Origin of the sequence: Pseudokineococcus sp. 1T1Z-3, from assembly GCF_037482365.1 — a bacterium.
In the GTDB taxonomy this organism is placed as follows: domain Bacteria; phylum Actinomycetota; class Actinomycetes; order Actinomycetales; family Quadrisphaeraceae; genus Pseudokineococcus.
Genome location: NZ_JBBHZF010000009.1, coordinates 40948 through 63218, shown reverse-complemented (window position 1 = coordinate 63218; position 22271 = coordinate 40948). Strand labels below are relative to the sequence as shown.

The 22271-nt window shown below is 76.9% G+C and carries 20 protein-coding genes; 6 read left to right on the top strand and 14 right to left on the bottom strand.

Features of this window, described 5'->3' with window-relative positions; translation table 11 throughout:
* Positions 1 to 16: 16 nt before the first annotated feature.
* The 6 genes from WDV86_RS03305 to WDV86_RS03280 form a co-directional block, all read right to left on the bottom strand.
* Positions 17 to 1564, bottom strand: a complete 1548-nt coding sequence (locus WDV86_RS03305; RefSeq protein ID WP_339566169.1) for a phytoene desaturase family protein — start codon at positions 1562 to 1564, stop codon at positions 17 to 19.
* Entirely contained in the window at positions 1564 to 2166 is a 603-nt protein-coding gene (locus WDV86_RS03300; RefSeq protein WP_339566168.1) for a hypothetical protein, read from the bottom strand. The genes WDV86_RS03305 and WDV86_RS03300 overlap by 1 nt, the downstream gene beginning before the upstream one ends.
* 52 nt (positions 2167 to 2218) lie before the next feature.
* Positions 2219 to 3340: a glycosyltransferase gene (locus WDV86_RS03295; RefSeq protein WP_339566167.1), complete on the bottom strand. Its 1122-nt coding sequence runs from the start codon at positions 3338 to 3340 to the stop codon at positions 2219 to 2221.
* Positions 3337 to 4203 carry a carotenoid biosynthesis protein gene (locus WDV86_RS03290; RefSeq protein WP_339566166.1) on the bottom strand — a complete coding sequence of 289 codons (867 nt, stop codon included), beginning with the start codon at positions 4201 to 4203 and terminating at the stop codon, positions 3337 to 3339. Before WDV86_RS03290 ends, WDV86_RS03295 begins: the two co-directional genes overlap by 4 nt.
* 71 nt (positions 4204 to 4274) lie before the next feature.
* The gene (locus WDV86_RS03285) at positions 4275 to 5012 is read right to left on the bottom strand and encodes a monooxygenase (protein WP_339566165.1); all 738 of its coding nucleotides are present in this window, start codon (positions 5010 to 5012) and stop codon (positions 4275 to 4277) included.
* 57 nt (positions 5013 to 5069) lie between these two features.
* Positions 5070 to 5468, bottom strand: a complete 399-nt coding sequence (locus tag WDV86_RS03280; RefSeq protein ID WP_339566164.1) for a four-helix bundle copper-binding protein — start codon at positions 5466 to 5468, stop codon at positions 5070 to 5072.
* A 138-nt stretch (positions 5469 to 5606) separates the two neighbouring features.
* On the opposite strand from WDV86_RS03280, the gene WDV86_RS03275 reads away from it, so the two are divergent.
* Entirely contained in the window at positions 5607 to 6125 is a 519-nt protein-coding gene (locus tag WDV86_RS03275; RefSeq protein ID WP_339566163.1) for a mycothiol transferase, read from the top strand.
* A gap of 18 nt (positions 6126 to 6143) precedes the next feature.
* On the opposite strand, the gene WDV86_RS03270 is transcribed toward WDV86_RS03275, so the two are convergent.
* Together WDV86_RS03270 and WDV86_RS03265 are read right to left on the bottom strand one after the other, a co-directional pair.
* Positions 6144 to 6563, bottom strand: a complete 420-nt coding sequence (locus WDV86_RS03270; RefSeq protein ID WP_339566162.1) for an arsenate-mycothiol transferase ArsC — start codon at positions 6561 to 6563, stop codon at positions 6144 to 6146.
* Positions 6560 to 6940: an ArsR/SmtB family transcription factor gene (locus WDV86_RS03265; RefSeq protein WP_339566161.1), complete on the bottom strand. Its 381-nt coding sequence runs from the start codon at positions 6938 to 6940 to the stop codon at positions 6560 to 6562. Before WDV86_RS03265 ends, WDV86_RS03270 begins: the two co-directional genes overlap by 4 nt.
* Positions 6941 to 7055: 115 nt before the next feature.
* Here WDV86_RS03265 and arsB point away from each other — a divergent pair, with 115 nt between their 5' ends.
* From arsB to WDV86_RS03245, 4 genes are read left to right on the top strand one after another with little or no spacing between them, the layout of a single operon-like run.
* Positions 7056 to 8195 carry an ACR3 family arsenite efflux transporter gene (gene arsB, locus WDV86_RS03260; RefSeq protein ID WP_339566160.1) on the top strand — a complete coding sequence of 380 codons (1140 nt, stop codon included), beginning with the start codon at positions 7056 to 7058 and terminating at the stop codon, positions 8193 to 8195.
* A 56-nt stretch (positions 8196 to 8251) separates the two neighbouring features.
* Positions 8252 to 8941, top strand: a complete 690-nt coding sequence (gene deoC / locus WDV86_RS03255) for a deoxyribose-phosphate aldolase (RefSeq protein WP_339566159.1) — start codon at positions 8252 to 8254, stop codon at positions 8939 to 8941.
* A gap of 38 nt (positions 8942 to 8979) precedes the next feature.
* On the top strand, positions 8980 to 10062 hold the full coding sequence (locus tag WDV86_RS03250; protein ID WP_445262923.1) for an adenosine deaminase: 1083 nt from the start codon (positions 8980 to 8982) through the stop codon (positions 10060 to 10062).
* Positions 10063 to 10071: 9 nt separating this feature from the next.
* A complete protein-coding gene (locus tag WDV86_RS03245; RefSeq protein WP_339566157.1) occupies positions 10072 to 10542 on the top strand; it encodes a hypothetical protein in 471 nt (156 codons plus the stop codon).
* A 102-nt stretch (positions 10543 to 10644) separates the two neighbouring features.
* Here WDV86_RS03245 and WDV86_RS03240 read toward each other — a convergent pair whose 3' ends face one another.
* The 5 genes from WDV86_RS03240 to WDV86_RS03220 form a co-directional block, all read right to left on the bottom strand.
* Positions 10645 to 15234 (bottom strand): S8 family serine peptidase, encoded by a 4590-nt coding sequence (locus WDV86_RS03240; RefSeq protein ID WP_339566156.1) that lies wholly within the window; start codon positions 15232 to 15234, stop codon positions 10645 to 10647.
* Between the two features lie 156 nt (positions 15235 to 15390).
* The gene (locus tag WDV86_RS03235) at positions 15391 to 16083 is read right to left on the bottom strand and encodes a uridine kinase family protein (protein ID WP_339566155.1); all 693 of its coding nucleotides are present in this window, start codon (positions 16081 to 16083) and stop codon (positions 15391 to 15393) included.
* A complete protein-coding gene (locus WDV86_RS03230; RefSeq protein ID WP_339566154.1) occupies positions 16080 to 17849 on the bottom strand; it encodes a phospho-sugar mutase in 1770 nt (589 codons plus the stop codon). The genes WDV86_RS03235 and WDV86_RS03230 overlap by 4 nt, the downstream gene beginning before the upstream one ends.
* Positions 17846 to 18670 (bottom strand): purine-nucleoside phosphorylase, encoded by an 825-nt coding sequence (locus WDV86_RS03225; RefSeq protein WP_339566153.1) that lies wholly within the window; start codon positions 18668 to 18670, stop codon positions 17846 to 17848. The genes WDV86_RS03230 and WDV86_RS03225 overlap by 4 nt, the downstream gene beginning before the upstream one ends.
* A 68-nt stretch (positions 18671 to 18738) precedes the next feature.
* Positions 18739 to 19230 (bottom strand): gamma-glutamylcyclotransferase family protein, encoded by a 492-nt coding sequence (locus WDV86_RS03220; RefSeq protein WP_339566152.1) that lies wholly within the window; start codon positions 19228 to 19230, stop codon positions 18739 to 18741.
* 116 nt (positions 19231 to 19346) lie between these two features.
* On the opposite strand from WDV86_RS03220, the gene WDV86_RS03215 reads away from it, so the two are divergent.
* Complete coding sequence (locus WDV86_RS03215) at positions 19347 to 20996, top strand: NAD(P)H-quinone dehydrogenase (RefSeq protein WP_339566151.1); 1650 nt, start codon at positions 19347 to 19349, stop codon at positions 20994 to 20996.
* A gap of 153 nt (positions 20997 to 21149) precedes the next feature.
* Here the strand turns inward: WDV86_RS03215 and WDV86_RS03210 are convergent, their stop codons facing one another.
* Positions 21150 to 22067 carry an endonuclease domain-containing protein gene (locus tag WDV86_RS03210; protein WP_339566150.1) on the bottom strand — a complete coding sequence of 306 codons (918 nt, stop codon included), beginning with the start codon at positions 22065 to 22067 and terminating at the stop codon, positions 21150 to 21152.
* Positions 22068 to 22271 lie beyond the last annotated feature (204 nt).

Below are 22271 nucleotides of genomic sequence, written 5' to 3'. Positions count from 1 at the left end.
CCGGGCCGGGTGCCTCCTACGCCGTCCCGACCAGTCCCGCGACGATCTCGGCGGACAACCCCACGAGCGGCAGGCCGCCGCCGGGGTGGGACGAGCCGCCGACGCAGTACAGGCCGGGCAGGCCCGTCTCGTTGGGCGGGCGCAGGAAGGCCGCACGGGCGCCGTTGCTGGAGCTGCCGTAGATCGAGCCGCCGACGCTGCCCGTCAGCCGTTCCAGGTCCGCCGGGGTGCGGACCTCGCGCCACCGCACCCGGTCCCGCACGTCGAGGCCGCGCGCGGCCATGACGTCGAGCACGTGGTCGGCGTAGGACTGCGCGAGCGGGCGGCCGTCCTCGTCGGCGCCCTCCCAGTCGACGCCCTCCGACGGCGCGCCGGGCCGGTGCCGCGGCGCGTTGACGAGCACGAACCACGCCTCGCTGTCCTCGTCGGGGCGCGTCGCGGGGTCGTCGGGCGCGCTGACGTAGATCGTCGGGTCGGCCACCGGGGCGGGCCGGCCACGGTGGGACCCGGTGCCGGACAGGGCGTCGAACTCGGCGTCGTAGTCGGCGGGGAAGAGCACCGTGTGGTGCTGGAGGTCCGGCGTCCGCCCGTCCAGCGCCAGGAGGAGCACGAAGCCGCTGGCGGACGGCTCGGCGCGTCGCAGCCGCGCCGCGCCGCGCCGCCGCACCCGGCCCGCCGGCAGGAGGGCTCTCCCGTCGGTGCCCACCCCGTAGAGCGTGGCCGCGTCCCCGGCCATGACGACGACGTCGGCCACGACCTCCTCGCCGCCGGCGAGCCGCACACCGGCGGCGCGGCCGCCTCGGACGAGCACCTCCTCCACGGCTGCGCCGCAGCGGACCTCGCCCCCCAGCGCGTGCACCCGCTCGGCCATCGCGAGCCCCAGGCGGCGCAGCCCGCCGCGGACGTACCAGGAGCCGAAGGCGTGCTCGACGAAGACGGTCGAGGCCAGCGCCGCCGGCGCACGGCGGGGGTCGGAGCCGGAGTAGGTGGCGTACCGGTCCAGCATGGTCCGCAGGTGCGGGTGCTCGAGCAGCTGCTCTCCCAGGCGCCGCAGCGACGTCGTCGGCGCGATGGTCCGCAGGTCCTGCCGGCTGCGGGCCAGCGGGGCCAGCGTGCGCAGCCCCCGCAGCGGCGAGGTGAGGAAGGGGCCGCGGGAGAGGTCCCAGATCCGAGACCCTCTCTCCAGCAACCCGAGCCACTGCGCGCCGGCGCCCGCGCCGAGGGCCTCGTCGAGGGCGCGCGCGAGCCTGCCGCGCGAGCCGGTGGGGACGTCGAGGCTCGTCCCGTCGGCGAAGCGGTACCGCGCCGCGACGTCGAGCGCGACCAGGTCGACGCACTTCTCCAGCGGGCGCCCGGTCTTGAGGAACAGGTCCCGGTAGACGGCCGGCAGCGTCACCAGGCTCGGGCCCGTGTCGAAGCCGAAGCCGTCGCGCTCGACCCAGCCGAGCTTGCCGCCGACCTCCTGGGCCGCCTCCAGCACGAGGACGTCGTGCTTCTGCCGGGCCAGGCGCATGGCGACGGCGAGCCCGCCGAGCCCCGCGCCGACGACGACGACGCGCGCCATCAGCCGAGCCGGCCGCCGATCGAGAAGTCCTGCCCCGCCTGGCTGCTGGTGACCGAGAGGGTCAGCAGGTCGGTGGCGCCCTGCCCGCGCGTGAAGGTCGTGACGCTCGCGCCGTCCACACCGGGCGGGGTCGTGGCGGTGAAGCCCTGACTCGTGAGCGCCTCGGTGTAGAAGGCCACGACGTCCTCGGCGCTCGCGTCGGTGCGCCCGGCGAGGGCGACGGTGCGGCCGCCGTCGGCCTCGACGGCGTTGGAGAGGGTCACCTCGGCCTGCGGCGGTACCGGGACGACGTCGGAGGGGAAGCCCTCGACGAGACCGCCGACCGCCACGCCGGTGGGGGACGGGTCGGCGGGCGCACCCGTCTCGGTGGGCCCGTCGGTCGCGCCCGTCTCGGTGGGCTCGGGGGTCGAGGCCGTCGCGGCGTCGGAGGGTGACGTGCTCGCGCCGGGGCTGGCGCTCGTGGACGGAGACGCCGGCGTGAGCGAGCCCTCGGGGGTGGGCAGCCCCTCGTCGGCCGTGCAGCCGGCGACGCCGAGGACCCCGGCGAGCGTGGCGGCGACCAGGGGTCCTCGAAGACGGGCCAGGGAGGTCGACGTGGGCACCGGCGCACCGTACGCCCCACGTGTGCGGGCCAGCAGCCGGGGCGCCGCCGGATCACCCCCCGGAGAGCGGGCGCCCCTTCCAGCTCAGCCGCCCCCGCCGGTGCTCCCGGACCGAGCGGGCCGTCAGGCCCGCCAGGACCACGAGCGAGGCGGGGTGGGCGAGGGCGTCCGGCCAGACCCGCCCGCCGGTGCGGAGGGCGGCGACGACGCGCGAGGCGACGCCCGCCGCCAGCGCGAGACGACCTGCGCGTGAGCCCCGGAGGGTGCCGAGCACCGGGACGACGCCGAGCAGGGCCAGCCCGCCCGCGAGCGCGAGGGAGGCCCGCGGCGAGCCGCCCGCCGTCCACAGCGACTTGCCGTACCCGTCGCGCAGCGCCGGCCAGCCGTCGTACATCCGGCACGTCGCGAGCGCCGTCCCGTCGCTGACGCCGCCGCGCCCGCCGGCGGCCTTCAGCACGCGCACGAGCGCGACGTCGTCGAGGACGTCGGCGCGCACGGCGCCGTGGCCGCCGACCGCCCGGTAGCGCGCGGCGTCGACGGCCAGGAGCTGGCCGTTCGCGGCCGACAGCGACGGCCGGGGGGAGCGCTCGGCCACGCGCAGCGGCAGCGTCGCGAGCCAGGACCACTGCAGCAGCGGCTGGACGAGACGCTCGGCCGGCGTCAGCGCCACCTGGCGGGGGTAGGGGGAGACGAGGTCGAGCCGGTGCCGGCGCAGCTGGTCGACGGTCGCGGCGAGCGCACCCGGCGCGAGGCGCACGTCGGCGTCGAGGAAGACGAGCGCGTCGCCGCGCGCCGCCGCCGCGAGCTGGGCGCAGGCCCAGGGCTTGCCCAGCCAGCCAGGCGGGGCGGGGGTGCCGTCGAGGACACGCACCCGGGCGTCACCCCGCGCCGTGGCCCGCGCGAGGTCGCCCGTGCCGTCGCTGCTCGCGTCGTCGAGGACGAGGACCTCCAGGTCGCCGACCCCCTGCTGGGCGAGCACGGCTCCCAGGGCGCCCGCGACCTGGTGCGCCTCGTCCCGCACGGGCAGCAGGAGGCTGACCCGCTCCCTCACGCAGGGGGGCGCGGTGCGCGGGCGGCGCAGGAGCGCCGCGTTGAGCAGGGTGTGCGCCAGCAGCCCCAGGCTGAGCGCGGCGCACGCGCGCTCGAGCGCGGCGGCGAGGGGCGCCGTGCTCACCGCCGGCGCAGGGCGTAGGAGGCCCAGAGCCAGTGCGCCAGCGTCGGCGCGACGACGACACCCATGACGACGAAGCCCCACACGCCCGCCCAGGGACGGCCGGCGAAGACGAGGGCCTCCAGGGTCGAGCCGATCCAGGTCCAGCCCAGCAGCAGCGTGGGGACGGCGAGCTCGGCGGAGCCGCGGGCGCGCTGGGTGCCGGGGGCGGGCTCCTCGCGCGAGCCTCGCCCGCGCCGGCGCGGGTCGGGCACGAGCCGGTGCAGCGCGGCGCAGATGACCAGGGAGACCAGCAGCCAGCCGGCGTAGTTGGTCAGCGGGATGCCCGGGAGCCCGGGCAGCGCCGGCGTGGGGTCCGCCCAGGTCCAGTGCCCCGCGGCCACCATCATCGGGTCGAGGAAGAGGTCCCAGGAGGTGAGCCCGACGGCGGCCAGCGGCACGGCGGTCCAGCTGCCGGGGGGCGCCAGGGTCCGGCCGGCCAGCAGCATGGGGTAGGCCATCATCGTCCAGGCCAGCGGCACCACGAGGGGGACGCCGAGGACCTCCGGCTGCAACGAGCCCGTGTAGGCGTACTCGCCGAACGGCAGGCCCGTGCGGGTGCCGACCGCCTCCGCGGCCAGTCCCAGGCCGCCGGCGACGCCGAGCACGACGGCGGCCGTGGCGGGGGAGAACCGGCGCGCGGCGTCGGCGAGGGCGGCGGCGCAGAAGCACACGACGGCGAGGGTCGTCGCACTCGTGCGGGCAGCGTCGTCGAGCAGCGGGTGGACGACCTGGACGAGCACCGCGATGACGGCGAGGGTGAGCGCCAGCACGGCCAGCGGGGAGTGCCGGCGGGTGCCGCGCCCGGCCGTCCTCGTCGACGTCACCACCTCGTCGTCACCACCGCGTCAGCGTAGGTGGCTCCGCTCGCCGCGGACGCCCCGGGCGACCGGGTCGCTCAGGGGGCGCGGCCGCGAAGGGTCCCCTCGACGTCGACGACGGCCAGGCGGGCGAACAGCTCCTCGGCGTACCAGCCCTCCCGCGGGGTGCGCTCGACGACCTCGCGGTGCGGTGCCCGGCCGTGGGCGAAGGCGGTGAGCGCCGCGGCGTCGCGCCACAGGCTCACGGTGCCCTGGAGCCCGACGGGCGCCTCGCCGACGCCGAGGGCCAGCCGCAGGCCGTCGACCGCCGCGAGGTCGGCCGAGACGGGTGGGACGGCGCGGGCGAAGGTGGCCCAGGAGCGGGTCCGCACGCGCGCGCGGGTGATGCTGACGACGGGCGTCCCGGCGGGCGGGCGCCGGGACGGTGGCTCGCCGAAGGGCTCGGCGCCGCCCCAGCGGCCGCGGCTGGCGACGGGCGTCATCGCCAGGCGCAGGCGCTCCCCGGCCAGGGCTCCCCAGCCGCGCACGGTGGCCGAGCGCTCGAACCAGGCCGCGTCGCCGGGGGAGTCCCAGGTGACCAGCAGCGCCCAGTGCCGGGGGTCGGCGTCGCGCAGGGTGAAGGTGCGCCCCGAGCCCGTGCCGAGCAGCTTCGTCCACCGGGCGCCGCTGCCCCGCAGGAGAGCCCGGTCGAGCGCCATCCGGCCGAGCGCGGCGGGGACGGCGACGGCCGGCACGCCCCACACGTGCAGGGTGACGAGGGCGGGCGGCGTCGTCCGGTGGCGACGCGTCGTCGCTGTCGGGGCGCTGCCGGGCACGGCGTCGAGCGTAGGCGCGTCGACCGGGCGCCGACGTCTCGGGCCGGCGCGCCGGCGTCAGGCCAGGACGTCGAGCAGGGCGCGGCAGGCCTGCGCGCACTCCTGGCAGGCCTGCGCGCAGACGCGGCAGTGCTCGTGGTGGTCGGCGTGCGCGGCGCACTCCTCGCCGCAGGTGGTGCAGGCGGCGATGCACGCGACGAGCACGGCGCGGACGACGTCGGCGTCGGGGCTCGTCTGCCGGGAGAGGACGCGGGCGGTCATGGCGCAGACGTCGGCGCAGGTGAGGTCGGTGCTGATGCAGCGCCGCATGTCCGTGACGTCGGACTCCGACAGGCACGAGTCGGCGCACGCGGTGCACGCCTGCGAGCACCCCAGGGCGGCGGCCACGGCGGCGGCGAGCAGGTCCTGCTGCGCGGCGGGGCTCGGGTGGGCGGCCAGCGCGGCGGCGACGGTCACGGGTCCTCCTGGGGTCGGTGCCGCGGCGGACGCCGTCGGGCGACGGGTCGGCGCCTGCGGCGCGGCCCATGCTGCGCGGCAGGGACCGCAGCCGCGACCCGAGGACGGCGGCAGCCGCGTCCCGCATGCTTGTCCTCCGTGACCGCGACGCACGACCCCGGCCCCGAGCGCGAGGCGCTGATGGAGTCCCTGCGCGACCAGCGCGCGCACGTGCTGCGCGCCGTCGAGGGGCTGCCGGAGGCCGACCTGCGCCGGTCGGTCCTGCCCTCGGGATGGACGCCGCTGGGCCTGGTGCGCCACCTGACGTGGGACGTCGAGCGCTTCTGGTTCCGCGTCGTCGTCGCCGGCGAGCGCCTGCCGATGCCGACGGACGAGGAGGTCTGGCAGGTCCCCGGCTCCGTGACGGCGGACGACGTTGTGCAGGCCTACCGGGCCGCTGCCGCGCTGGGCGACGAGGTCGTCGCCGCCGCAGCGCTGGACGCCCGGCCGGCGCGCTGGGCGCTGGAGGCCTTCCCCGGCACTCCCGACCGGGCCCTGCGCGCGACGGTGCTGCACGTCGTCACCGAGACCGCCGCCCACGCCGGCCACCTCGACGTCGTCCGCGAGCTCCTCGACGGGCACCAGCACCTCGTCGTGACGGACGGCGACCAGGCGTGACGGACCTTCCCGGGCCGGTCAGCCGGTCAGGCGCTGGTGCAGGTGCTCGACGCGGGCGGCGACGTCGTCGCGCACCAGCCGCATCCGCTCCATCCCCTCGACGCCGCGCCGGGACGGCTCGTCGGTCTCCCAGACCTCGACCGGGGTGCCGCCGACAGGCTCGACGTGGGCCTCGGTGCCCAGGACGACGACGAGGTCGGCCTCGGCCACCATGGCATCGGTGAGCTGGCGGGGCTGCTCGCCGCTGACGTCCACCCCGACCTCGGCGAGGCTGGCCACGGACTGGGCGTTCAGGCTGCCGCCGGCGCGGGTGCCGGCCGAGCTGACCCGGACCGGCGCCTCAGGGTGGTCGGCGACGGCCCGGCGCAGCAGGCCGGCCGCCATCTGGGACTTGCCGCCGTTCTTCACGCACACGAAGAGCACGTGCGGGGTGCTCATGGGGCCCCCGTCCCGCAGAGGCGGTCCTCGAGGGCTCGGGCGACCGCGTCCAGGGCCCCGGGCACCGCGGCGTAGAAGACCCACGACCCACGGCGCTCCCGGGTGAGCAGGCCCGCCTCGACGAGGGTCTTGAGGTGGTGGCTCACGGTCGGCTGGCTCAGGCCCACCGGGGTCGTGAGGTCGCAGACGCACGCCTCGGCGCCCTCGGCCGCCGCGACGAGCGAGAGCAGGCGCAGCCGGGCGGGGTCGGCGAGGGCCTTGAGGGTGCGGGCCAGCCGGTGCGCCTCCTCGACGCCGAGCGGGGTGGCCGTCGTCGGCCCCGGGCCGGTGCAGCCGGTCGCGCCGCGCGGTGGCGCCGGGGCGGTCGTCGTCCTCACGTGGCGACCGTACGCGACGGCATCCATGGCTGTCGATGTTGACGTCGGTCGATGCCGGCCCCACCATCGACGCCGGTCGACCCTCGTCGGCCGCCCCCGACCGGGAGGACCCCCTGTGAGCGACGTCGTCGCCGAGACCCCGCGCCCCGCCTCGTCGGAGGCGCCCGTCCTGGCCCGGCTGTCGGTGCTCGACCGCTTCCTGCCGGTGTGGATCGGCCTCGCCATGGCCGCCGGCCTGCTGCTGGGGCGGGCGGTCCCGGGCCTGGACGACGCCCTCGAGGCCATCACGGTGGGCGACGTCAGCCTGCCGATCGCGGTCGGCCTCCTGCTGATGATGTACCCGGTGCTCGCGAAGGTGCGGTACGCCGAGACCGCCCGGGTGACCGGCGACCGCCGCCTGGTCGTCGCGTCGCTCGCGCTGAACTGGCTGGTGGGACCGGCGCTGATGTTCGCGCTCGCGTGGCTCATGCTGCCCGACTCCCCGGAGCTGCGGACCGGCCTCGTGGTCGTGGGCCTGGCCCGATGCATCGCCATGGTCCTCATCTGGAACGACCTCTCCTGCGGGGACACCGAGGCCGCGGCCGTGCTGGTGGCCATCAACTCGGTCTTCCAGGTCGTCGCCTTCGCCGGGCTGGGGTGGTTCTACCTCGAGGTGCTGCCGGGATGGCTCGGCCTCGCGACGACCTCGGCCGAGTTCTCGGTCGGCGCGGTCGTGGTCTCGGTGCTCGTCTTCCTCGGCGTGCCGCTCGTGGCCGGCTTCCTGACGCGGGCCGTGGGGGAGCGGGCCCGGGGGCGGGAGTGGTACGAGTCCCGCTTCCTGCCGCGCATCGGGCCGCTGGCGCTCTACGGGCTGCTCTTCACCATCGTCATGCTGTTCGCGCTGCAGGGCGAGGCGATCACCTCGGCCCCGCTCGACGTCGCCCGGGTCGCACTGCCGCTGCTGGCCTACTTCGTCCTGATGTTCACCGGCTCCTTCCTGCTCGGCATGCGCCTGGGGCTGGGCTACGCGAAGACCTCGACGCTCGCCTTCACGGCCAGCGGCAACAACTTCGAGCTCGCGATCGCCGTGGCCATCGGCACCTTCGGGGTCACCTCGGGGCAGGCCCTGGCCGGCGTCGTCGGCCCGCTCGTCGAGGTGCCCGTGCTCGTCGCCCTCGTCTACGTGGCCCTGTGGGCCGGGCGTCGCTTCTTCCCCGGTGACCCGAGCGCGCCCCCGGCGCGGACCGTCCCGGGGTCCTCCCGCCGGACCGGCTGAGCAGCCGCCGGACCTCGGCAGGTGCGAGGCCGGCACCGACTGCCAGGATGCCGGGCATGGACACCTCCACCGGGAGCCCGCCGGCGGCGGGCGTGCGCCGCGCCCAGGTCGCGGCGATGGTCGACCACACCCTGCTCAAGCCCGAGGCCACGGCCGAGGACGTCGCGGCGCTGGTGGCGGAGGCGCGCGGGCTCGGCGTCCTCGCGGTCTGCGTCTCGCCGTCCGCGCTGCCCCTGGCGGAGACAGGGGACCTCGTCGTCGCGACCGTCTGCGGCTTCCCCTCGGGCAAGCACACGAGCGAGGTGAAGGCCGCGGAGGCGGCCCGCGCCGTCCGCGACGGCGCGCACGAGGTCGACATGGTCATCGACGTCGGTGCCGCCCGGGCGGGCCGGTGGAAGGACGTGCGGGACGACGTCGCGGCGGTGCGCGAGGCCGCACCGGCGCCGACGGTCCTCAAGGTGATCATCGAGTCCGCCGCCCTCGACGACGACGCCGTCGTCGGTGCCTGCCGGGTGGCGGAGGAGGCCGGCGCAGACTTCGTCAAGACCTCGACGGGCTTCCACCCCAGCGGCGGCGCGAGCGAGCACGCCGTGCGCCTCATGGCGGCGACGGTCGGGGGGCGCCTCGGCGTCAAGGCCAGCGGCGGCATCCGGGACGCCGACGCGGCGGCCGCCATGGTCGCCGCAGGCGCGACGAGGCTCGGGCTCTCCGCCTCGGCCGCCGTGCTCGACGGGACCCCGGCGTGAGCGCCCGCGGGACCCAGGGCGACGGCGTCGACGAGCGCCTGCTGCGGGCGATCCCGGCGCTGCCCAAGGTGCTGCTGCACGACCACCTCGACGGCGGCCTGCGGCCGCAGACGGTCCTCGACCTCGCGGCCGAGGTCGGCCACGAGCTGCCGGCCGCCACGGCGGACGCGCTGGGTCGCTGGTTCGAGGAGTCCGCGAGCTCGGGGACGCTCGTGCGCTACCTGGAGACCTTCGACCACACGACCGCCGTCATGCAGAGCGCCGACGCCCTGCGCCGGGTCGCCCGCGAGAGCGCGCTCGACCTCGCCGCCGACGGCGTCGTCTACGCCGAGCAGCGCTACGCCCCCGAGCAGCACACGCAGGGTGGGCTCTCGCTCGACGAGGTCGTCGTCGCGGTGCAGCAGGGCTTCGCCGAGGGCGAGCGGGAGGCCGCCGAGCGCGGCACGCCCATCCGCACCGGCACCCTGCTGACCGCCATGCGGCACGCCGACCGGGGGGTCGAGATCGCCGAGCTGACGCTGCGCCACCTCGGGTCGGCCGCGGGCGGGTCCGTCGTGGGCTTCGACATCGCCGGCGCCGAGGACGGCTTCCCGCCCGAGCGCCACCGCGAGGCGTTCGCGCTGCTGCACGACGCAGGCGTCCCGGTGACCATCCACGCCGGCGAGGCCGCAGGCCTCGCCTCGGTCCACGGCGCCGTCCACGCCTGCTCGGCGCAGCGCATCGGCCACGGCGTCCGGCTGCTGGAGGACGTCGAGGGCGCGGTCACCCCCGAGCCGCGGCTCGGTCCCCTCGCGGCCTGGGTGCGCGACCGGCGGATCCCGCTGGAGCTGTGCCCCAGCTCCAACGTGCAGACCGGCGCTGCCGTCTCGGTGGCCCAGCACGGCATCTCGGCGCTGCGCGACCTCGGCGTCGTCGTCACCGTCAACACCGACAACCGGCTGCAGTCGGCGACGACGATGAGCCGGGAGATGACGCTGCTCGTGCGAGAGGCGGGCTGGACGCTCGCGGACCTGGAGGCGGCCACCGTCGCCGCCGCCCGGGCGGCCTTCCTGCCGCACGCCGTCCGCGAGGTCCTCGTCGAGGAGGTCGTGCTCCCCGGCTTCGCCGCGGCGCGGGGCTGAGCGCTGCCGGTGGCCGAGACGGCGGCGGCCTGCCACCTCGCGGCGGCGGCGCTGTACGCCGGCTTCCAGCTCACCGTGCGCCTCGTCGTCTACCCGCAGCTGGGCAGCGCCGGCCGCCTCCTCGACGGGGCGGGCGAGGAGGCGCCGGCGTTCCCGGCGCTGGAGGCCTCGCACGGGCGGCGTGTGGCGCGGCTCGTCGGGCCGCTCTTCCTCGCCCTCGCCGGGACGACCAGCTGGGTGCTGCTCGTGGCGCTGGGAGGTCGCGGCCTGGCCTCGGCGCCCGGGCTCCTCGCCGCCGGGGCCGCGGCGTGCACCGCCGTCGTCCTGGCGGTCACGGCTGCCGGCGCCGTGCCCCAGCACCGGGTGCTCGGTTGCGGCTGGGACGCCGCCGCGCACCGCCGGCTGCTGCGCTGGGACACGGTGCGTACCGCGGCCGCCCTGCTGCAGGTCGCGCTCGCCCTCGCGCTCGCCCTCCCCTGACGCGCCGGCTGCCGCCGGGGGCGGGTGCCCGCCGGGCCCGGGACGCACGACGGCCCCGCCGCCCGGCAGGGCGACGGGGCCGTCGTGAGGCCGCGGCTGGGGTCAGCGCGGCCAGCCGCGGGGGGCCCGCAGCGCGACGATGGCCGAGGTGGCCTCGTCCACGTGGACGACGTGCGCGCCCGCCCTGGCCTGCGCCGGGACGTCGAGCACGGCGCTGGCGCGCCCGCCCGCACCCCCCGTGAGGGTGCCGAGGACCATCGGCGCGTCACGCCCGGCCACCCGCTGGAGCCTCACCTCGACCGTGCGGCCGGGGGCCAGGCCCTCGACGTCCACGGTGAGGCTGCCGCCCAGGTCGGCCCGGCGCTCGCGCACCGAGACGGCCAGCTCAGGGGCGACCGGCTCCTGCGGCTGCAGGTCCGCCAGGGTCACCGCCGGCAGGTCCATCCGGAACCAGCCGTAGATGAACTCCGGCTCCAGGACCGCGAAGTTGAGGTCCAGCCAGATCGGCAGCCCCTCCACGACGGCGAACTCCGTGGTCCAGACCGGGCCCCGCTCCTCGGTCGGCTCGACCGTGACCTGCGTGCTGCCGTCGGGGTCCGGGAAGAGCAGCGGCCCGTCGCCCATCCGCTCGCCCTGGCCGGCGATGAGGTTGAAGGTGCTGATGCCCGGCTCGTAGCGGTAGGAGAGCGAGCCGGCGACCGGCGCCTCCGGCGTCGTCGGCGCCGAGGGCTCGGCCGAGACCGCGGGGTCGACGAAGGTCAGCCACAGGTCGTGCCCCGTCGGCTCCGCGGCCCGCTCCGCGCACCGGGTCTCGTGCGTCACGAGGTGCTCGGTGAACAGCCGGCCCTCGCTGTCGTAGACCGTCGCGCTGACGTACCCGGCGAGGTTCCACGTCCGGGTGGAGACGCCCGGCGCCACGTTGTCGTAGCCGACGACCCGCGTCCCGTCGCACCCGGCGTAGATGACGGTGAGCACCTCGGGCAGGTCGCGGACGTTCGTGACCGTCACGGTCACGTCCCCGGCCTCGTCCGGCGCGCCGACCTCGACGGTGCTGGGCGTCCCGCCGGTCACCTGCAGCGGCGGGTACTCGAAGGTCGGGCCGCCGCCGCCCGGCATGACCACGGTGGCGACCGCCCGCAGCTCCCCGGGGGGCGCAGGGAAGAGCCCGGTCGTCAGCTGGGTCGCCGTGAGGGGCTCCGCGAGCGCGTCGTAGACGACCTCGCCGGTGCCCGCGTGCGTCACCTGGAGCCGGACGTCACCCCGACCCGCCCGCAGGATGCTGTAGGAGGCCCACGACGAGCCGTCGAAGGCCACCTCCGAGGAGCCGGTGCCGCCGACGACGTACCCGCTCGTCACCCGGAAGGTGCCGGTCAGCTCGACGCCCTCGCCGCTCAGCTGCAGCGTGCGCACGCCCAGCTCGGTGCTCGGGGAGGTCTCGTAGAGCCAGTCGACGACCCCGTCCTCGGTGGCAGGGCCGCTGCGGGCGAGCGTGCCGTCGTCGAGCGTGAGCCGGTACGTGCCGCCCGGCCGCAGCCCGGTCGCGGTGGCGCGCACCAGGCCGCTGGCCAGGAGCCACTCACCCTCGCCGGGGTCGACGGTCAGCGTGGGCTCGCCCGGCGTGGCCTCCGTGGCGCCGGCGTCGACGGCGAGCAGCGTGGTGGTCCCGGTGCTGCCGTAGGTCATCGCGCCGAGGAAGGAGCCGCCGGGCAGGTCGGCCCACGAGGCGGTGACCTCGGACCTGTCGCCCGGGCCGCCACGCACGCTGCCGGGCTCGACGTCGAAGGGCTGGTCGGGCGCGTCGGCGTCGACCACGTAGGTGGCGAGCTCGTAGTCGACCGTCGCCTCCGGCGGGCCGCCGGGGAAGTACACCTCGACGACGAACGAGGACTCCCACGGGTCCTCCAGCACGATGACCTCGCGCCCGTCCGCCTGCTGGGCCTGGCCGACGGAGAGGACGCGCCCGTCGTCGAAGCGCCACAGCAGCTGGACCGCGAGGTCGGCGTCCCCGCTGATGGCCGCGGCGTCCACGACGAGGAGGTCGGCACCCTCCGGCACGGTGACGCCGTAGAGGTGGGAGGACCCGGAGGACTCGCCCTGCCCGTAGGCCCGGGCGCCGCGCGTGAGGCCGGCCGTGGAGATCTCGTGCTCGGCCGCCACCCCGAAGGAGGTCTCGAACGTGGCAGAGCCCGAGGCGCCGTCGGCGTGCACGATGGTCGGGGCGGCGAAGTCGACCGGCTGGACGGCCATCGGGCTGCGCACCTGCTGCTCGCCCTCGCCGGTCCAGGTGAGGAAGCCGGTGGTGAACGTCCCGGTGGGGGCGTCGACGGGGCGGAAGGTCAGGGAGACCTCCTGCTCCTGCCCGGCCTCGGTGAAGGTGAGCTGCGCCGGCTCGACCGTGACGTCGACGCCCTCCATGCCCTCGACCACGGCGCTCCAGCTCCCCGCCCGGGTCGCGGTGAGCGTGCGGGTGACGGTCTGCTCGCCGGCGAGGGAGCCGATGGCGAGCGAGGCCAGGTTGAGGTCCGAGGGGTCCAGCTCCTCGCGGCCACCGGCCAGGCCGAGGGCGCCGAGGTAGTCCAGCCAGTCCTCGGTGCCGCTCAGGTAGAGCAGGCCCGGGTCGAGGAAGGAGCCGGGCACGACCTGGCCTGCGCCCTGGGCGAAGACGTCGGGCGCCGAGCCGTCGCGGCGCACGAGGTCCGAGCCCGTCGTCATGAGGGCCGACTTGATTTCCGCGGGGCTCGCCTGCGGGTCCTGGGAGAGGTACATCGCGCCGAGCCCCGCCACGTGCGGGGAGGCCATCGACGTGCCCGAGAGGTACTCGAAGCCGGGCTCGCCACCGGGCGCGTTGCTCGTCGCGGCCAGCACGGTCGTCCCGGGGGCGGCGACGTCCGGCTTGAGCAGGTCCGAGCCGTCGGCGACGACGGGCCCGCGCGAGGAGAAGCCGGCGATCTCCGGGGCCGGCAGGGCCGGCAGGCCCTGGGGGTTGCCCGGCAGGAGGGTGACGGTCGGGTCCTGCGCCTGCGCGTGCTCGCGCAGCGCCGGCGCCGCGTCGACGTCCAGGTGCACCGTCGGCAGGGTGTGCGCGTCGGCGTCCACGGAGTCGGGGAAGGGGTTGACCAGCACCGTGCCGGCCCCGCCGGCCGCGGCGACCTCGGCCGACTTCTCGGTGCGCGCCACGATGCCGCGCTCGCAGACGACGACCGCCCCGGCGGTCTCGGCCGGGTCCAAGGACCCGGGCAGGCAGAGCCGGGCGCTCGCGACGTCGGCGTCCTCGCGGGCGAGATTCTCCGCCAGGCGCAGCGGCCCGGTGACGCCGCCCTCGGGGACGGTGGTCGAGGCGCCGAGCAGGCTCTGGTCACCCAGGTCGACCGTGCCGAGCGGCGGCGGGAGGGTCGAGGCGGCCACCGTGGTGATCCACGGCGAGGCGTTGTCGAGGGTCGAGGCGGTCGGGCCGGAGTTGCCGGCCGCCGCCGCGACGAAGACGCCCGAGGAGGCCGCGGCCAGGAAGGCGCGGTCGACGAGCGTCGCGGTGCTCTCCGCGGCGCCGCCGCCGATGGAGTAGTTGATGACGTCGACGCCGTCGGCGGTGGCCGCCTCGATGGCCGCGACGAGGTCGCTCAGGGCGCAGCCGTCGTCGAAGGAGGCCCAGTCCAGCGGGCCGGTCCAGCACACCTTGTAGGCGGCGATCCGCGCGCCCGGCGTCACCCCGGAGATGGCGGTGCCGTCGGCGTCCACGCCCGGGTTGCCGGCCGCCGTGCCGGCGACGTGCGAGCCGTGGCCGCTGCCGTCGCGGGGGGAGCGGTACTCCCCGACGGACTCCCCGCCGATGTCCCCGAAGCCCTCGACGAAGTAGCGCGCACCGACGACCTTGGTGCTGCAGTCCTCAGCGGTGAAGCCCGCGCCCTCCTGGCAGGTGCCGCGGAACGTGCCGCCGTCGCTCTTGGTGAAGACGACCTCGTCGCCGTCGCGGTAGGGCTCGCCGTCCTGCGGGATGCTGGCGAGGGGCTCGCCGGCGAAGGACGGGTTCTCCGGCGCGATGCCGGTGTCGATGATGCCGACGACGACGCCGTCGCCGAGCCCCTCCGGACCGCCGAGGTCCGCCCAGACCCCGTCGGGGCCCTCGAGGCCGAGGAACTCCGTGCCGGTGGTGGCCAGCGGGAGGATCTCGTCGGGGACGACCTCGAGCACCCGCGGGTCGAGGCTGGCCCGCGCCGCCTGCTCGGGGGTGAGGTCGGCGACGAAGCCGTTGGTGACGAGGGTGAGGTTGTCCACCGGGGTCGCGCCGATCTCGTCGGCGACGTCGTCCTGCGCCTGCACGAGCGCCTGCTCCAGCGCCTGCTCGTCCTGCGCCGCAGCCGGGCCGGTGCCGTCCTCGCCCAGGGCCTCGGCGACCGGCGGGGCCGCGAGCACGACGACGTGGCGCCCCTCCTCGAACTGCTCGACGAGGTCGGCCGAGGGGGTCAGGTCGAGGTCGTCGTCCAGGCGCAGCAGCTCGCCGGCGGGGAGGTCCTCCAGCGCCGACGCCGCGTCGGTCGCCGTGGACCCGTCCGGCAGGGGGAGGGACTCGCGCGTCAGGGTCTCGGGCACCTGGCCGTCCGGCGCCGTGGCCGGAGGCGGCCCGGGCGTCGAGGCCGCGGCCGGGAGGGCGGCGGCGCCCCCCAGCAGCAGGGTCGAGGCGACGGCGGTCGCCACGAGGGACCGAGGGCCGCGTCGTGGGCGCGGTCGTGGGGACACGGAGGACCTCCGAGGAGTCAGGGCGCGCCGGGTGCGCGTAGGCCGATCGGGTGACCGTACGGACGATCCGTGTCCGGTAACGGCCGACGTCCGCAAGCGGACGCCCTCGGTCGGTCAGAGCAGGGCGCGGACGGCGGCCTCGGCGTCGGCGGGGGAGAGCGGGCGGCACCCGAGGTCGGTCCAGCGGCGCCGCAGCCCGGGCTCCGCGCGGGTGAGGGCGAGGCCGCGGCGCACCAGGACGTGCGGGGGCTTGCGGGCCTCGGCGAGGTCGCGCAGCAGCCGGAAGGTGAAGGTCACCGCGGCGGGGCGCTGCAGGCAGACGGCGTCCGCGAGCAGGGCCCGCTCGCGGCAGGCGGCGACGAGGTCGGCGGCGAAGATGCCCTCGGCGACCACGACGGGCGCCGTGCCGACGGACAGGTGCACGGCTCCCGTCCGGCGGCTGGTCGGGATGTCGTAGACGGGGACGTCGCACTCGCCCTCGCGGCACAGGCGCTCGAGCGCCGCGACGGCGCGCGCGGCGTCCCAGCTGCCCGGGTCGTCCCAGTCGACGATGCCGAAGCGGCGCGGCAGGCCGGGCTCGTCGCCGTCGCGGTAGAAGTCGTCGAGGGCCAGCACCGGCAGCCCGAGCCGCCGCACCAGCGACGTCTTGCCCGAGCCGCTCGGCCCCGTCAGGAGCACGACCCGGCGGGCGGGAGGGCGCCGGGCGCCGGCGGGCTCGGCGAAGAGGGCGTCCTGGCGGCCGTCGACCGCGAGGTCCTCCGGGCGCGGAGGCCGGGCGTGCCGCGGGAGGCCGTCGGCCGGGCTCACGCGGGCAGGTCGAGGAGCGCGCGCAGGTCCTCCCGCAGCGCCTCCAGCCGTCGGGCTCCCTCCCGGCGGGCGGCCGTGACGGCGCCCGCGTCCGCCCCGGCGTCGAGCGGGAGGACCACCTCGCAGTAGCACTTGAGCTTCGGCTCGGTGCCGGACGGGCGGACGACGACGCGGGCGCCGTCGGCGGTCCGGTACACCAGCCCGTCGGTCGGCGGGAGGTCGTCGTCCCCGGCGGACAGGTCGACCGCGGTGACGACGTCGCTGCCGGCGAGCGTGGCCGGCGGCTCGGCGCGCAGCCGCGCCATGGCGTCGGCGATGAGGGAGAGGTCCGGCACCCGGAGGGTCAACGGTGCGGTGGCGTGCAGGCCGTGCCGGCGGGCGAGGTCGTCGAGGGCGTCGAGCAGCGTGCGGCCCCTGGCCTTCTCGGCCGCCGCGAGCTCGGCGACGAGGACGGCGGCGCTGATGCCGTCCTTGTCGCGCACCGAGGCGGGGTCGACGCAGTAGCCGAGGGCCTCCTCGTAGCCGAAGGCCAGGTCGGGCACCCGGCTGATCCACTTGAAGCCGGTCAGCGTGACGGCGCTCTCCAGGCCGTGCGCGCCGGCGACCTGGGCGAGCAGCTCGGAGGAGACCACCGACCGGGCCAGCACCGCGCCGGGTGGCAGCCCCCGGTCGGCGAGGTGGGCGCCGAGCAGGGCACCGACCTCGTCGCCCGTGAGCTGGCGCCACCGCGGGTCGGCGGCGTCGCCGGCGCCCGCGTCGATGCCCGGCCGCAGCGGCACCGCGACGGCGCACCGGTCGGCGTCGGGGTCGTTGGCGAGGACGAGGTCGGCGCCCCGCTCCCGGGCCAGGGCGAGGGCGAGGTCGAGCGCGCCCTCCTCCTCGGGGTTGGGGAAGGGGGTCGTGGGGAAGTCGGGGTCGGGCTCGGCCTGCTCGGCGACGGTGTGCAGGTCGGTGAGACCGGCTGCGCGCAGGGCGGACTCGACGAGCGGGGCGCCGACGCCGTGCAGCGGGGTGAGGACGAGGCGCACGTCCCGCGGCCCGCCGGCGGCCGCCACGGCGGCCGCCGCGGCGACGTAGGCCTCGACGAGGTCCTCGCCCGCGACGTCCCACCCGTCCTCGGCCATCGGCACCTGCGCGGGGTCGGTGACGTCGCCGACCTCGGCGATGCGGGCGGCGATCTGCGCGTCGGCCGGCGGGACGATCTGCGCGCCCTCCTCGCCGGGGCCGCCGAGGTAGACCTTGTAGCCGTTGTCCTGCGGCGGGTTGTGGCTGGCGGTGACCATGACGCCGGCGTCGGCGCCGAGCGCGCGCACCGCGAAGGCCAGCACCGGCGTGGGCAGCGGGCGGGGCAGCAGGGTCGCCGCCAGCCCGGCGCCGACGAGCACGGCGACGGTGTCGAGCGCGAACCGGTGCGACCCGTGCCGGGCGTCGTACCCGACGACGACGGCCGGCGGGGACTCGGGGCCGCCCTCGCGCTCTCGCAGGTAGCGGGCGAGGCCGGCGGCCGCCCGCCGCACGACGACCTGGTTCATCCGGTTCGGGCCCGGGCCCAGGCGCCCGCGCAGGCCCGCGGTGCCGAAGGCCAGGGGGCCGGCGAAGGCGTCGTCGAGCTCGGCGGTCGCCTCGGTGTCCCCGCCGTCGCTGCGCCGCAGCAGGTCGCGCAGCTGCTCGGAGGTGGCGGGGTCGGGGTCGGCCTCCGCCCACGCGACGGCGCGCTCGCGGCGGGCGGTGCGCTCGGCGGCGAGCGCCTCCTCGCGCGTCGTCACAGCCGCACCACGACCTTCGCCAGCAGCGCCCCGAGCCGGGGGCCCGCCGCGCGGCCGGCCTCGACGACCTCCTCGTGGCTGAGCGCCGAGCTGCCCACCCCGGCCGCGAGGTTCGTCACGAGCGAGAGCCCGAGCACCTCCAGGCCGGCGGCGCGCGCGGCGATCGCCTCCAGCGCCGTCGACATGCCGACCAGGTCGGCGCCGAGGACCCCCGCCATCGCCACCTCGGCCGGCGTCTCGTAGTGGGGCCCGGGGAACTGCGCGTAGACGCCCTCGGTCAGCGAGGGGTCGACCTCGCGGGCGACGTCGCGCCACCGGCGGCTGTAGAGGTCGGTGAGGTCGACGAACGTCGCGCCCTCCAGCGGCGAGGTGCCCGTGAGGTTGAGGTGGTCGCTGATGAGGACGGGCTGGCCGGGCGCGACGTCCGGGTCGAGCCCGCCGCACCCGTTGGTGAGGACGACGCCGCGGCACCCGGCCGCCGCCGCCGTCCGGACCCCGTGGGCGACGGCGCGCACGCCGCGGCCCTCGTAGAGGTGGGTACGGCTGCCGAGGACCAGCGCCCGGCGGTCGGTCTCGTCCAGCCGGACCGAGCGGAAGACGGCGACGTGGCCCTCGACGACGGGGGCGAGGAAGCCGGGCACCTCGTGCGCGGGCACCTCCGCGACGACGTCCATCGCGTCGACCGCCGTGCCCCAGCCGGACCCGAGCACCAGGGCCAGGTCGTGCCGCTCGGCGCCGGTGCGCTCGGCGAGGACGTCGGCGGCGCGGCGGGCCGCGTCGGCCGGGTCGGCGAGGACGTCGGCGGGTGCGGGGCTCGGCATGGCCGGCACGCTACCGGCGGGTCTCGTGGTGACGGCGGCCCGCGGGCGGGGAGCGGACGGACGTGCCGTCAGCGGTCGTCGGTGAAGCCCGGGGGCACCGCGCCGTCGGCCGAGGGACGGCAGGGGCGGGCCCGCAGCGACGTCACGTACTCGTCCGGGGCGCCGGCGGCCTCGGCGGCGTCGGCGACCATGCCGAGGTAGCGTGCCGAGGGCAGGCCGCCCTCGTAGCCGTCGAGGACGTAGACCCACGCGAGGACCGAGCCGAAGAGGGTGTCCACGCGTACCCGCAGGCGCTGGTAGAGGCCGATGTCGGCGCCCTCCACCTCGTCGAGGGCCCGCGCGTCGAGGTCGGTGAGGTCGTAGAGCCCGACGTAGACGGCGGCGCCGGGGGAGGGGTCCTGGACGACGGTGGCCAGGGCCCCCTCCCAGCCGCGGTCCTCGCCCCCGAAGGTCAGGCGCCAGCCCTGCAGCCAGCCCGTGCCCGCCAGCGGCGAGTGGGGCGCCCGCTCGGCCATCCGGGCCGGGTGGAGGTTGCTGCCGTAGGCGGCGTACTGGGCCATGCTCGGACTGTATCGACGCGCGGCTGCTGCTCCGGCCCCGTCGCAGCCGGGGGCGGCCCGGTCGGCAGAGGGCACCCGGGCCGGTGCCCGAGGACGTCGGCGGGCAGGATGGGGCGGTGCCCGAACCCGCGCCCGACCAGCCGCCGTCCTCCTCGCCGCCGGGCGACGGCGTGACCGGGGCCCACGACGGGGCCCACGCCGAGGCCGCGACGGTGACCGACGTGGACGGCATGGGGGCCCCCGCCGAGAGGCTCCCCGAGGAGTCGCTGCGGCCGGAGGCCACGTCCAGCGAGGCCACCGCGCACCGCGCCGCCGACGCGGCGCTGCCGGTGCGCTCGGCGGTGACCGACGTCGCCAGCACACGCGTCGTCGTCCTCGGTGGTGGCCCCGGGGGGTACGAGGCGGCGCTCGTCGCGGCGCAGCTGGGCGCGAGGGTCACCGTCGTCGAGAGCCACGGGCTCGGCGGGTCGACGGTGCTCACCGACGTCGTGCCCTCCAAGACGCTCATCGCGACCGCCGAGGTGATGGCGACCGTCACCGGGTCGGTGGACCTCGGGCTGCGCTTCGCCGGGGCCGGTGACGGCACCGACGCCGAGTCGGCCGTGACGGTGGACCTCGACAAGGTCAACACCCGGGTGCGGGCGCTCGCGCACGCCCAGTCGGTCGACATCCGCGAGCGCCTGGAGCGCGAGGGCGTCGAGGTGCTCGTGGGGCGGGGCTGCGTCCTGGCGCCCGACCGGGTCGGCGTCGACCTCGCCGACGGCGGGTCCACGGAGCTGCGGGCCGACGTCCTGCTGCTGGCCACGGGCTCCCACCCGCGAGAGCTCCCCGACGCGATGCCGGACGGGGAGCGCATCCTCACGTGGAAGCAGCTTTACGACCTCACCGAGCTGCCCGAGCGGCTCGTCGTCGTCGGCTCGGGGGTCACGGGGGCGGAGTTCGCCAACGCCTACGAGGCGCTGGGCTCCGACGTCGTGCTCGTCTCCAGCCGTGACCGGGTGCTGCCGGGCGAGGACGCCGACGCGGCCGAGGTCATCGACGACGTCTTCCGCCGCCGCGGCATGACCGTCATGGCGCGGTCCCGGGCGCAGTCGGTGGTGCGAGAAGGCGACGAGGTCGTGGTCACGCTCTCCGACGGGCAGGAGGTGCGCGGCTCGCACTGCCTCATGGCCGTCGGGTCCATCCCCAACACGCGGGGGCTGGGGTGCGAGGACGCCGGGATCGTGCTCAGCGACTCGGGGCACGTCGTCGTCGACCGGGTCTCGCGGACGTCGGTGCGCGGGGTCTACGCGGCGGGGGACTGCACCGGCGTCCTGCCGCTGGCCTCGGTCGCGGCGATGCAGGGGCGGATCGCGATGTGGCACGCGCTCGGCGACGCCGTCGCCCCGCTCAAGCTGCGGACCGTCGCGGCCAACGTCTTCACGGCGCCGGAGATCGCGACGGTCGGGTGGACGCAGGAGCAGATCGAGTCGGGCGAGGCCCAGGGCGAGGTCGTGAAGCTGCCGCTGGCGGGCAACGCCCGCGCCAAGATGCAGGGCATCCACGACGGCTTCGTGAAGCTGTTCTGCCGCACGGGTTCCGGGACGGTGATCGGCGGCGTCGTCGTCAGCCCGAGGGCGAGCGAGCTGGTCTTCCCGTTGACGCTCGCCGTCGAGCACCGCCTCACGGTCGACCAGGTGGCCCACGCCTTCAGCGTCTACCCGTCCCTGTCGGGCTCCCTCGCCGAGGCCGCCCGGCGCCTGCACACCACCCCGCAGCTCGACTGACCGGTTCCCCTGCCCGGCACGTCGACGACGACGTGCCGCACTCTGGGCTCTTCGCTCCGCACTTCGACGACTATGTGCCGCCCACGGCCCCATGCTCTGGAACTTCGACGACGACGTGGCGTGAGCGAGAGGCGAGAACCGGCACGTCGACGACTAGCTGCAGGGCCAGGTGTCGCGTCCGGTGTGTGAGCGCCCGGCCATGGCGGCCCGGACCAGTGCGACGACGCGGCCGGGCTCGGCGACGTCGGCCGCGGTGACGTGGACGACGACCCAGCCGGCCTCCCGGAGGGCGTTGAGCCGGTCGCGGTCCTTGACGAGCTGCTCGGGGAGCGCGTGCCACGCGCCGTCGTACTCGACCGCGATCCGCAGGGCGACGAGAGCGAGGTCGACCCGGCCGACGAACCGCCCCATGTGCCGTACCTCGACCTGGGGCACGGCGTCGATGCCCGCGAGGTGCAGCAGCACCCGGACGACCGACTCCGGGAGGGACTCCGCCCGCGGGTCGACCATGGCGACGGCCTCCCGGACGCGGACGACACCGCCGTCGCGACGGTCGAGGAGCCAGCCCTCCAGCCGGGGGACGGTGACGAGTCGCGCACGGACGAGGGCGTCGAGCCGGGCGACCGCCCAGGGGAGGGAGGTGCGTGCCGCCGCGTCGAAGGCGATGCGCTCGGGGGCGGCCAGCTGTGTCGTCCGCCATGCCCGACCGCGGTCGAGCGGGCGCCTGCTTCGTCGGGTCGACACGCCCCTGACCGTCGGATGCAGGCCCACGTCCTCGATGACGGCCTCGACGTCGTCGCGCGCGGCGAGCCAGTCCTGGCCCAGCACGCTTGCCGCGGAGGCCCCGGTGATCTGGGCAGCCGGAGGGAGCAGAAGGCCGGCCGCCTCGCACCGCAGCGGATGCGTCACCTCAACGTCGCGTCGGGTGTAGACGCCGCGGAGCAGGCGTACCCAGCGTCCGTCGCGGAGCTCGCGCTGGGTCAGCACGCCGGCCTCGAGGGCGTCGGCGCCGCGGAAGACGAGAGGCAGGTCGAGGTCGTCGGTCGCGACGCGGCGTGCGCGGGTCGTCATGGCCGAACCATGACGTCGAGGACGCGCTCGCCGGCGCCGTCCACAGCTCCGCGACGTCGACCGCTCGTACGGGGCACCTGTGGACGGCGAGGGCGCCGCCGCGTGGTGACGTCGCCTCGTCACAGTGTCGTCTATACGCCGGACATAGGCCCTGACGGCGGCAGGTAGTCGTCGAGGTGCCGGGAAAAGAGCCGTGGTGGCGGC

Bases quoted from the DNA above. Each gene is read 5' to 3' on its own strand.
- WDV86_RS03225 (WP_339566153.1), bottom strand. From the start codon at position 18,670: ATGCCGAGCCCCGCACCCGCCGACGTCCTCGCCGACCCGGCCGACGCG.
- WDV86_RS03210 (WP_339566150.1), bottom strand. From the start codon at position 22,067: ATGACGACCCGCGCACGCCGCGTCGCGACCGACGACCTCGACCTGCCT.
- deoC (WP_339566159.1), top strand. From the start codon at position 8,252: ATGGACACCTCCACCGGGAGCCCGCCGGCGGCGGGCGTGCGCCGCGCC.
- WDV86_RS03270 (WP_339566162.1), bottom strand. From the start codon at position 6,563: ATGAGCACCCCGCACGTGCTCTTCGTGTGCGTGAAGAACGGCGGCAAG.
- WDV86_RS03220 (WP_339566152.1), bottom strand. From the start codon at position 19,230: ATGGCCCAGTACGCCGCCTACGGCAGCAACCTCCACCCGGCCCGGATG.
- WDV86_RS03305 (WP_339566169.1), bottom strand. From the start codon at position 1,564: ATGGCGCGCGTCGTCGTCGTCGGCGCGGGGCTCGGCGGGCTCGCCGTC.